7 protein-coding genes are annotated in these 10,599 nt (G+C 61.3%); 3 read left to right on the top strand and 4 right to left on the bottom strand.

Going from position 1 to position 10,599, the window contains the following annotated elements; translation table 11 throughout:
- Nucleotides 1-510: 510 nt before the first annotated feature.
- The 3 genes from glgB to ABQX22_RS26485 all read right to left on the bottom strand — a co-directional run bounded on the left by glgB (nt 511) and on the right by ABQX22_RS26485 (nt 8,132).
- Nucleotides 511-2,694, bottom strand: coding sequence for a 1,4-alpha-glucan branching protein GlgB (glgB, locus tag ABQX22_RS26495; RefSeq protein WP_349802834.1), 2,184 nt, complete (start codon nt 2,692-2,694; stop codon nt 511-513).
- 62 nt (nt 2,695-2,756) lie between these two features.
- A complete protein-coding gene (gene treS, locus ABQX22_RS26490) occupies nt 2,757-6,077 on the bottom strand; it encodes a maltose alpha-D-glucosyltransferase (RefSeq protein WP_349802833.1) in 3,321 nt (1,106 codons plus the stop codon).
- 18 nt (nt 6,078-6,095) lie between these two features.
- Nucleotides 6,096-8,132, bottom strand: coding sequence for an alpha-1,4-glucan--maltose-1-phosphate maltosyltransferase (locus ABQX22_RS26485; protein ID WP_349802832.1), 2,037 nt, complete (start codon nt 8,130-8,132; stop codon nt 6,096-6,098).
- A gap of 304 nt (nt 8,133-8,436) precedes the next feature.
- Between ABQX22_RS26485 and ABQX22_RS26480 the strand changes: the two genes are divergently transcribed.
- Entirely contained in the window at nt 8,437-8,628 is a 192-nt protein-coding gene (locus tag ABQX22_RS26480) for a hypothetical protein (protein WP_349802831.1), read from the top strand.
- Nucleotides 8,629-8,695: 67 nt separating this feature from the next.
- Here the strand turns inward: ABQX22_RS26480 and ABQX22_RS26475 are convergent, their stop codons facing one another.
- Nucleotides 8,696-9,217, bottom strand: coding sequence for an MgtC/SapB family protein (locus ABQX22_RS26475; protein ID WP_349802829.1), 522 nt, complete (start codon nt 9,215-9,217; stop codon nt 8,696-8,698).
- 157 nt (nt 9,218-9,374) lie between these two features.
- On the opposite strand from ABQX22_RS26475, the gene ABQX22_RS26470 reads away from it, so the two are divergent.
- Both ABQX22_RS26470 and ABQX22_RS26465 read left to right on the top strand, forming a co-directional pair.
- Complete coding sequence (locus ABQX22_RS26470; RefSeq protein WP_349802828.1) at nt 9,375-9,623, top strand: DUF3203 family protein; 249 nt, start codon at nt 9,375-9,377, stop codon at nt 9,621-9,623.
- 262 nt (nt 9,624-9,885) lie between these two features.
- Nucleotides 9,886-10,164 carry a DUF2790 domain-containing protein gene (locus ABQX22_RS26465; RefSeq protein ID WP_349802827.1) on the top strand — a complete coding sequence of 93 codons (279 nt, stop codon included), beginning with the start codon at nt 9,886-9,888 and terminating at the stop codon, nt 10,162-10,164.
- Nucleotides 10,165-10,599 lie beyond the last annotated feature (435 nt).

Genomic DNA, 10,599 nt, shown 5'->3' with positions numbered 1-10,599 from the left:
CCGGTTGACTGGGTTCAGGGCCGCTTCGCAGCCCATCGCGAGCAAGCTGCGCTCCCACGGCCTCCGGCCAGAATCAACAGCCCGAGCGCACCACGATCCCTTTCTGCCGCCAGCCGTAGGCGCCTGGCTTGTCCCGCGATCCGCTTCTGCCGAAGGCGTGGGAGCTGACTTGTCTGCGATCTGCCGGGAACCGGCAGTAAAACCTGAGCACGCGGTGTGTCAGGCGCAACCCGGTTGGCTGGCTTCAGGGCCGCTTCGCAGCCCATCGCGAGCAAGCTGCGCTCCCACGGTTTCCGGCCAGAATCAAAAGCCACAAATGATCGTTCCCACGCTCCGCGTGGTAACGAAAAGCCAGACACTCCGCGTCTCGGTTATGCGAAGCGTCATTCTTGGCGTGCCTGCGGACTCCGGCCAGCATCAATGGTCACGATCAGGGAGAAAACAAAACGCCCCCGCCAGGCAACTGGCGGGGGCGTTTTTGGTGGCGGCTGCCTGGGTGCGGCGAGGACGTTACTCCTCGATGGCGCCCGGCTGTGGTTTGAGGATCAGCACCGCGAGCGGCGGCAGATTCAGCATCAGCGAGACCGGCTGGCCGTGGCTTGCGATCTCCTCGGTGCTGACAACGCCGCCGTTGCCTACGTCGGAGCCCGCGTAGACGCCCGCATCGCTGTTGAGCAACTCGGTCCACTTGCCGCTGAACGGCACACCGATCCGATAGCCTTCACGGGGCACCGGCGTCAGGTTGGCGACCACCAGCACCGGCTCGCCGTCCTTGCTCCAGCGCAGGTACGCATACACGCTGTTGGTCGCATCATCGCCAATCACCCATTGGAAACCCTGGGGCTGACAATCCTGATCGTGCAGCGCTTTTTCCGAGCGATACAGTCGGTTCAGGTCACTGACCAGCGTGTGCACGCCCTTGTGATCGGCGTACTGCAGGAAATGCCAATCCAGCTCGGTGTCGTGGTTCCATTCACGCCACTGACCAAACTCACAACCCATGAACAGCAGTTTCTTGCCCGGGTGCGTCCACATGAACGCCAGATAGGCGCGCAGGTTGGCAAACTTCTGCCAGCGGTCCCCCGGCATCTTGTCAATCAGCGAATGCTTGCCGTGCACCACTTCGTCGTGGGAGATCGGCAGGATGAAGCGCTCGGACCAGGCGTACACCAGGCCGAAACTCAACTCGCTGTGATGGTGCGGGCGGTAAACCGGGTCCTGCTCCATGTAGTGCAGCGTGTCGTGCATCCAGCCCATGTTCCACTTGTAGTCGAAGCCCAGGCCGCCCTGTTGCGTCGATTGCGAAACACCCGGCCACGACGTGGATTCTTCGGCGATCACCAGCGCACCCGGCGCTTCCAGTGCCACAACGTCATTGAGGTGGCGCAGGAAGTCGATGGCTTCCAGGTTCTCGCGGCCGCCGTAACGGTTCGGCACCCACTCGCCCGCTTTACGCGAATAGTCGCGATACAGCATCGAAGCCACCGCATCCACCCGCAGACCGTCGATGTGGAAGTGCTTCAACCAGTGCAGCCCGGACGCCAGCATGAAACCGTGGACTTCGGTGCGGCCCAGGTTGTAGATCAGGGTGTCCCAATCCTGGTGGAAACCTTCCTGCGGGTTGGCGTACTCGTACAGCGCAGTGCCGTCGAATTGCGCCAGACCGTGGGTGTCGGTCGGGAAGTGAGCCGGCACCCAGTCGAGGATCACGCCGATGTCGTTCTGGTGACAGGCGTTAACGAACGCCGCGAAGTCGTCGGGTGAGCCGTAACGGGCAGACGGCGCGAACTGCGACAGCAGTTGATAACCCCACGAACCGCCGAACGGGTGTTCCATGATCGGCATCAGTTCGATGTGAGTGAAGCCCAGTTCCTTGATGTAAGGAATCAGCTTGTCAGCCAGTTCATGCCAGTTGTAGGGGCGATCCGGCTCGTCTTCTTCGCCGTGATGCCATTGCCAGGAACCGGCGTGCAGCTCGTAGATAGACAGCGGCGCGTCCAGGCCGTGCTTGGCCGCGCGGTTACCCATCCAGTCGTTGTCCTGCCAGTCGAACTGCAGCGGCGTGGCCACCCGTGATGCCGTGTCCGGCGGCAGCGTGGTGCACAACGCCATGGGGTCGGCCTTGAGCGGCAGAATGCCGTGCTGACCGAGAATTTCGTACTTGTAGGCCTCACCCGGCGTCAGACGCGGGACGAAGATTTCCCACACGCCGGACGGGTGACGCTGACGCATCGGGTGGCGACGGCCGTCCCAACTGTTGAAGTTACCCACCACCGACACGCGACGGGCATTCGGTGCCCAGACCGAAAACCTTACACCGTCCACGCCATCCACGTTGACGACCTGCGCGCCGAACGCACTGCTCAGGTCGCGGTGATTGCCCTCGGCGAACAGGTACAGGTCCATTTCGCCCAGCAGCAGACCAAAGCTGTAAGGGTCTTCGGTGATCTGCTCACCGGTGGCCCAGCTGATCTTCAGCAGATACGGCTGCGCCTTGGGGAAATGCCCGGCGAAAAAACCGGGCTTGTCGCTCATGGTCAGTTCGCCCAAGTCTTCCTGGCCGTCACGGGACAGGACGCGCACGGCCAGCGCATTGGGCAGGTAGGCGCGGATGATCTGTCCGTCCCCGCCGTCGCTGTGAGGGCCAAGCATGGAAAACGGATCGCGGTGTTCGGCGCGGATCAACGCGTCCATGTCGACAGCTCCAGGCAACACCGATGGGTTACCTTGGCTGAATTGGTCAGACGCACTCATGTTCATTCTCCATCAGACAATGTCAGCAACCCACGCAAGCCTTGCAACGGCACGGACAACCAGGTCGGGCGGTTTTCAGCTTCATAGGCCACCTCGTAAGCAGCTTTCTCCAACGTGAACAGGGCCAGTGCGGCGCCCTCTCCCTTGGCATCTTTCCAGTCGTGGGCCATGTTCACCGTGGCGCTGCGATAGCCGCCGATGAACGCTTCCCGCGCCTGGGTCAGGTAAGTTTCAGCAACGTGGCGTCTGGCGGTTGCCGCTTCCGGCGAGTTGTCCGCGCTTTGTGCGTTGCGTACCGCCATGGCCGCAGCGTAGTCGAAAGAACGCAGCACGCCGCTGACGTCTTTGAACGGGCTGTATTTGGCCCGACGCTCTTCCAGCGGCCGTGCAGGCTCGCCTTCGAAGTCGATCAGGTAGGCATCGCCCTTGACCACCAGCATCTGGCCCAGGTGCAAGTCACCGTGGACCCGCATGCGCAGGCCACCGACCGTCTGCTTGGCCAGGGTCTGAACCTGGGTCAGCAGCTGTTTGCGCTTGCTCAACAATTCGCTGACCAGTGCCTGATCATCGGCTTCCAGGGTGTCGCGGTGTTGCTCAAGCAACTGCAACGCGCGCTCGACCTGGGCGCTGACGCTCTTGGCCGACGCCAGACTGTCTTTGGCGCTGGTGGTCTCGGCCTTGAAGTCGGCGTTGTCGGTCTTGGCACTCAACACCATGTGCATCTCGCCCAGGCGCTGACCGAGCAATGCGGCGAAGTCCTTGAGTTCCAGCAGGGCGTTGGCGTGTTGTTCCAGTTCCGAACGCCCGCGGGTCATTTCGTCCCGCACCGCGCGCTCGAGGTTGTTCTGGGTCCATTCCCAGGCGTCGCCCTGGTTGCTCAGGTAACCCTGGGCAATCATCAGCAGGTTGCTCTGCCCTTGTGGGTCGACCCGTACCACCGCGCCCAGCAACGGCGAGATGTGTTGATAGCCGGCCTTGGTCAGGTACGCGCCCATTTCCAGCTCCGGGTGCGTACCGGCGGCCACGCGACGGATCATCTTCAGCACCAGCGCCTTGCCCACCACCACCGAACTGTTGGACTGCTCGGCGGACAGGTAACGCACCTCGGATTCGCTGTTCAGGCCCAAGGGCGCCAGCTGCGCGGTCTGTTCGAAGCGCAACTCGCCGTCATTGCACGGCAGCACGGTTTCGTCCTGCATGCCCTGAATCACGGCACGGATGAACGGCTCCAGCGTGAAGGCGTCGGTGATGAAGCCCACCTGACGACCGCGACGCACCCGGGCCAGTGCCAACTGCTGGGGCAACGGGCTGCTGATGTCGTCCTCGGCCAACAGGCCGAACGGCAGTTGGTAACGAACGGTCTCGCCACCGGATTTGACTTCAATCTCGCTGAGCAACACCGGACGCTGCGCATCGCCGAAACGTACGGCGTAGGCAATGTCGACGCTGTCGATGGCCGTGCCCTTGCCCGCGAACCAGCGGCGCTTGGGCAGGTACACCGCCAGCGACTGCTCCTGCATGGTGCTGCGCAACGGCTCGTCGAGCAGCTCTTCGAGGCGACTTTTGAGGACCAGGGTCGGGAAGTCCGGCAGGCTCTGTGCCGGTTCTACATGCCAGCTGGGCATTTGATTCTCCGCAGCCAGCACGAACCAGTAGAAGCCATACGGCGGCAACGTCAGCAGGTAATTGAGCTGGCCAATAGGTGGAAAGGCGCTGCCGCCAAGCATCTCGACCGGCACGGTGCCTGCGTAGTTCGACAGCTCAAGCTCTGCGGCCTGAGAAGCGCTCGACACGTTGGCCACGCACAGGATGATTTCGGTCTTGCCGTCCGGCCCCGTGTATTCACGGGTGTACGCCAGGATCCGGCGGTTGCTCGGCGAGAGCATTTTAAGGCTGCCACGACCAAAGGCTTTCTGCTGCTTGCGGACCGACAGCATCCGCCGTGTCCAGTTAAGCAGTGAATGCGGGTCGCGGTTCTGGGTTTCGACGTTGACCGACTGGTAGCCGTACAACGGGTCCATGATCGGCGGCAGCACCAGGCTGGCCGGGTCGGCACGGGAGAAGCCGCCGTTGCGGTCGATGGACCACTGCATCGGCGTGCGCACGCCGTCGCGGTCGCCCAGATAGATGTTGTCGCCCATGCCGATTTCGTCCCCGTAGTACAGGGTCGGCGTGCCGGGCATGGACAGCAGCATGCTGTTAAGCAGCTCTACCCGACGACGGTCACGCTCCAGCAACGGCGCCAGACGGCGGCGAATGCCGAGGTTGATCCGGGCGCGCTTGTCGGAGGCGTAGTAGTTCCAGAGGTAATCGCGTTCACGGTCGGTGACCATTTCCAGCGTCAGTTCATCGTGGTTACGCAGGAAAATCGCCCATTGGCAGTTCTCCGGGATTTCCGGGGTCTGGCGCAGGATGTCGGTGATCGGGAAACGGTCTTCCTGGGCCACGGCCATGTACATGCGCGGCATCAGCGGGAAGTGGAACGCCATGTGGCATTCGTCGCCGTCCTTGCCCTTCTTGTCGCCGAAATACATCTGCGTGTCTTCCGGCCACTGGTTGGCTTCGGCCAGCAGCATGCGGTCGGGGTAGTTGGCATCGATTTCGGCACGGATCTGCTTGAGGACGTTGTGCGTCTCCGGCAGGTTTTCGTTGTTGGTGCCGTCGCGCTCGATCAGATACGGAATCGCGTCCAGACGCAGGCCGTCGATGCCCATGTCCAGCCAGTAGCGCATGACTTCCAGCACAGCAGTCATCACCGCCGGGTTGTCGAAGTTCAGGTCCGGCTGGTGGGAATAAAAACGGTGCCAGAAGTACTGACCGGCCACTGGGTCCCAGGTCCAGTTGGACTTCTCGGTGTCGAGAAAGATGATCCGCGTGCCGTCGTATTTCTGGTCGCTGTCGGACCACACGTAGAAGTCCCGGGCCTTGGAGCCCTTCTTCGCGGCGCGGGCCTTCTGGAACCACGGGTGCTGGTCCGAGGTATGGTTGATGACCAGTTCGGTGATCACCCGCAACCCGCGCTTGTGCGCCTCGGAAATGAATTTCTTGGCATCGGCCATGGTGCCGTAGTCGGTGTGCACACCCCGGTAGTCGGCGATGTCGTACCCGTCGTCGCGGCGCGGCGACGGGTAGAACGGCAGCAGCCAGATCGTGTTGACACCCAGTTCGGCAATGTAATCGAGCTTGGCGATCAGCCCCGGAAAATCGCCGATCCCATCGTTGTTCGAATCGAAGTAAGACTTGACGTGTACCTGGTAAATCACGGCGTCCTTGTACCACAGCGGATCGTCGATGAAAGCGGCGTTGCGAGGCTTTTTCGCCATGTTGACATCCCTTTTTAATTATTGGTTGGCGACTTGAATACGCCAGATGCCGAAAGGCTGATAGGACGGATCGATGCGCATGGACTGGTACTTGCCGTACCAGTTCCAGGTGTGGCCAGTCATCAAATCCTCGCCAGAAGTCACTGCGTCATCCGGCAGCCCCATCTCCCACAGCGGCAACTCGAAACTGGCCTCTTGCACATTGACCGGATCCAGGCTCACCGCCACGAGAATGAAGTTGCTGCCGTCGGCGCTGCGCTTGCCGAAGTACAGAATGTTGTCGTTCCAGGCGTTGTAGATCTTCAGGCCCAGGTGCGTCTGCAGCGCCGGGTTCTGGCGGCGGATGCAGTTGAGCTGGGCGATCTCGGCAATGATGTTGCCGGGCGCGGTGTAGTCGCGAGGACGAATCTCGTACTTCTCCGAATCGAGGTATTCCTCTTTGCCCGGCACCGGTGCCGATTCACACAGCTCGAAGCCCGAATACATGCCCCACAGACCCGAACCCATGGTCGCCAGTGCGGCGCGGATCAAGAAGCCCGGACGCCCTGACGCATGCAGGAACGGCGGGTTGATGTCCGGCGTGTTGACGAAGAAGTTCGGACGGTAGCAATCGCGCCATGGCGCTTCATTAAGCTGGGTCAAATATTCGGTAAGCTCGGCCTTGGTGTTGCGCCAGGTGAAATAGGTGTAGCTCTGGGAATAACCGACCTTGCCCAGGCGCGCCATCATCGCCGGCTTGGTGAAGGCTTCAGCCAGGAACATCACGTCCGGGTGATGACTGCGAACATCGGCAATCATCCACTGCCAGAACGGCAGCGGCTTGGTGTGCGGGTTGTCGACACGGAAGATCTTCACGCCCTCTTCCACCCAGCCCAGCACCACGTCGCGCAGTTCCAGCCACAGGCCCGGAATCGCATCCGGCGCGTAGAAGTCAACGTTGACGATGTCCTGATACTTCTTCGGCGGGTTTTCCGCATAGCGGATGGTGCCGTCCGGACGCCACGAGAACCAGCCCGGGTGCTCGGTGAGCCATGGGTGATCCTGGGAACACTGAATCGCGAAGTCCAGGGCGATTTCCAGACCATGCTCGGCGGCCGCAGCCACCAAATTGCGGAAATCTTCACGGGTGCCCAACTGCGGGTGAATCGCGTCGTGACCGCCGTCGGCGCTGCCGATGGCGTACGGGCTGCCCACGTCATCGGGGCCGGCCTGTAACGAATTGTTCGGGCCTTTGCGGTGCGCGCGGCCGATCGGGTGGATCGGCGGGAAATACAGCACGTCGAAGCCCATGTCGCGAACCATCGGCAGACGGCTGTGCACGTCTTTAAAGGTGCCGTGACGCGCCTTGTCGTCGGTGATCGAGCGCGGGAACAGTTCGTACCAACTGGCGAACTGCGCCAGCTCACGCTCGACGTCCAGCGGGTATTCCAGACTGCGGCTCAGGTAGGCGTGGTTGTCGGCCTGGGCCATGGTGGTCGCGGTCTCGCCGTTCAACAGCAGCGTGACCTGCACGTCTTGATCGGGGCTTTCGGTGTACTGCTGCAACAACGCTTCGATCTGCGAGCGGACCTCACCGGTGCTGCGCTCGATGGCGTGCACCAGGTGCAGGCGCCCTTCTTCCAGCTCCAGGCTGATGGGCACACCGGCGGCGTACTTTTTCTCCAGTTCGTAGCGGTAGCTGGCGAACTGATCGATCCAGGCTTCGAGGCGAAAGACATAACGCCCGATGCGGCCCGGGGTGAACTCACCGACCCAGCTGTCGTTGACCAGTTCGCGCAAGTGCACGGCCTGCCACTCTTCTTCGTCAGCGGCACGCCAGCAGACGCGCACGGCCATTTTGTCGTGGCCGTCGGCGTACACCTTGCTGGTCACGGCAACCGGCTGGCCGACGATGGCCTTGGCGGCAAACTGACCGCCGTCGATCACCGGCGTGGTGTCTTCAATAACGAGGCGCGGAAGCTGCAAAGCTTGAGTCAGCGGCAGCGGCCGGGTGGGATGGGGTACATCGGTGGCCAGGGAATCCGGGCCGTACGGCTGATCTGCAGTCACATTCATCGAGCATCACTCCTCACGCCCCCAGGGACGCTCCTTGTGTGAGTCCATTCAAAAAGATATATCCGTTTATATAGAAGAAAGGCGCGCTCGTCGGAGCCAAGGTCGTCCAACGTCGCCGCATAGGTTCCGAAGCCCTGCGGGGGGAAAAGTTCAAAGAGCTTGAACGCCAGGCGCGGCTATTTGACGCGGGCCGTCCGGATCATAGCGCGGTTGGCGATTGGCTTGAGTCATTGCGTCTGGCGCGCGGTCGAACCCCCTGAGCCACGCTCGAATTCACTCGTCAATCCATCAGGAAGGTGACGCCATGAACATCCCGATCCCTGCTGAAACCCCAGATCCGAATATCGACGATCCGGAACTCCCGGTGCCCAAGCCCAGCGAGCCCCCGCCGGACACCATGCCGCCGGTGATTGAACAGCCCATGGGCGACCCGCCGTCCAAGGAACCCCCGGCGGTGCTCGATCCGGTGTCTGCGCAGGATGGGTTTCCGGAGTAATCGATGAACCTGGAGCTGACGAGCTCGAGCTAGGCTCGTCAGCTCCTACAGGGGTCCGCGGGGACCTTCAGAGCTCATCCTTGCCGTCACTGCGCAATGACGGTGGATCAAACCGGTTCACGATCCACGGCATCAAGCTGAAGATGCCCAGCGCCAACACCGTACTCAGCACCGCCGTCGCTTCGCGTCCCATCCCCGCTGCAACGCCGATAGCGGCCGTCATCCACAACCCGGCGGCTGTGGTCAGGCCTTTGACCTTGTGAACGTCAGTCTCCTGGCCTTTGAGGATGGTCCCGGCCCCCAGAAACCCGATCCCGGCGACCACCCCCTGCACCACGCGGCTCAAGGCAGCGTCTCCCGCACCGGCCATGCTGGGCACCAACACGAAGAGCGCCGCCCCCATCGCCACCAGCATGTGCGTGCGCACCCCGGCGGCCTTGCCTTTGTGTTCCCGTTCAAACCCGAGAATGCCCCCCAGCGCTGCGGCGATGACCAGGCGAACAGTCATGCGCGTGAGCTGCGAGGCGTCGGCCACGTCAGAAAACTCGGCTTGCAACGTATCGACGACTTCTTGCCACCAAGCGTTCATGTCCTTCCCTTCTCTGCACGATCGTCTGGGGTGGACAGCGAGCGGCGGCCAGAGTGCGAAACCCGCCCGAACGTGAGGTCAACCTGCGGTCGGCGCGCGGAGAACATTTGGCCTTGCGGCGCAGTCACACGCGATACAGCCTTCAAGGAGAACGGCCATGCCACTGGAATTCGACAGCACCCACAAACACTGCACCGCCGTGGTCAACGGCACCCCCTACCGCAGTGCGGTCACCGATGTGGTGATCTCCACCAACGACAAGACGCACATGTCAGAGGCGAACATCGGCGGTCAACAGGTGCCGATCACCGAAGCCGAGGCCGACGCGTTGACGGTCTACCACGCCAAGGACATGCGCCATCACACCATCGGCGTCGAGCCGGGTGAAGACTCTCCGGTGATCTGATCGGCACCCGGCAGTAGTTCTCTGCGGATACATCAGGGTATGTGTGGTGCATGAAGAAGATGCGCGGCCTGTTACTTCTATCGGCGCTGCAAGAGTCTATTACTGTAATTAATATAATAAGTCTTAGTATCAGTTACGGTGATGACTACTATCATGTTGCACTGTTTTCCATATTTCCGATCGAGGTAGAGAATCAGTTCCAGAAGCAAACCAGACAACGATTTGCTCCCTTACGCATCAATCAAACTTCTGGAGAACTAACATGAAAGCTTTAGTCTTTGCCGCACTTTCGATGGTCAGCGTGTTCGCCATGGCCGACGACAACGTCAGCAGCGCCTCCGCCGCGCAACCCATGACCCAGACTCAGAAATACAACCAGCACAAAGGTCTTGATATCGCGAAAGTGGTCAGCACCAAGACCGCCCAGGATCCGCAAAATGTAGACGGCCTGGTTAAAACGCAAATGGTTTATCTCGACAGCGCCGGCGTCAGCCACAGCCTGGATTACACCACCCAGGGTTATGGTCGTCAGAATGGTTAATAGCGGTCGGCCAAACGGCGGGCTGTTGAACCGAACTATAAAAACGCTGCACAGTTGTGCAGCGTTTTTTTATGTGCATGAACTTCGACGCGGCAGTAAGTCTCCCGCAGAACCCGAAACTGATGTAGGAGCGCGCTTGCCCGCGAAGAGGCAGGTAGAGCCAGCGAATCTCCAGCGCCTGCACCGCTGCAATCGCGGGCAAGCGCGCTCCTACAGATCGTCAATCCGCCAGCGCATTAGGCCTGACATACCTCGGTCGCCTGCAATCAGGGCCGCTGCGCGCCCCATCGCGGGACAAGCCACGCTCCCACGGCCTGCGGCCAGAATCAGAAGCACGCAGGTCCGCTTCTGCCGCAGGCGTGGGAGATTCTATGGTTGGGAACAACTTCTTTTATGCCCGTTTCGTAACGTACTCTTCCTGATTTTTCATCAGGG

Origin of the sequence: Xanthomonas sp. WHRI 1810A (assembly GCF_040202885.1) — a bacterium.
GTDB lineage: Bacteria > Pseudomonadota > Gammaproteobacteria > Pseudomonadales > Pseudomonadaceae > Aquipseudomonas.
Note: the sequence above shows the minus strand (reverse complement) of the source record. Positions and strands in the feature narration are given on the sequence as shown.